This window comes from Tamlana crocina (assembly GCF_012037625.1).
Genome location: NZ_JAAVJS010000427.1, coordinates 1 through 380, shown reverse-complemented (window position 1 = coordinate 380; position 380 = coordinate 1). Strand labels below are relative to the sequence as shown.

1 pseudogene is annotated in these 380 nt (G+C 40.0%); it reads right to left on the bottom strand.

Features of this window, described 5'->3' with window-relative positions:
- Window positions 1-380: pseudogene (locus HC176_RS17430) on the bottom strand (ATPase); the annotation flags it as partial.

The window sequence follows — 380 nt, the reverse complement described above, 5'->3', positions numbered from 1 at the left end:
ACATCCAGTCATCAACCAGCTCTTTAAAGATAGCGAAAAAGTTTTTCAGTCCGTTGTCATACCTTCTACGAATTACTTTTTCGGGAATGTTATGTCCGCCTTCTTTAACCCGTGTTTCCACCCGTTTTACTGCCAGATTGGGGGAACTCAGCCAGAAGAAAAGCAATGTGACAGAGTAGCCTTTTTCTTGAGCATCGATAACGAAATTCTTATAGCTTTTTGTTGCTAAAGTCGTCTCAAATGCAAAATCCTGGTCAGATTTTAAAAGTGTTTTTATTGCTTTCCAACATTAATCTGCCGGCTTGTATTCCTGCTCTTTCAGGTCGGAAAGGGGATAACCCTTTAGCAATTTCATCTGCATTGACAAATTCATCACATCC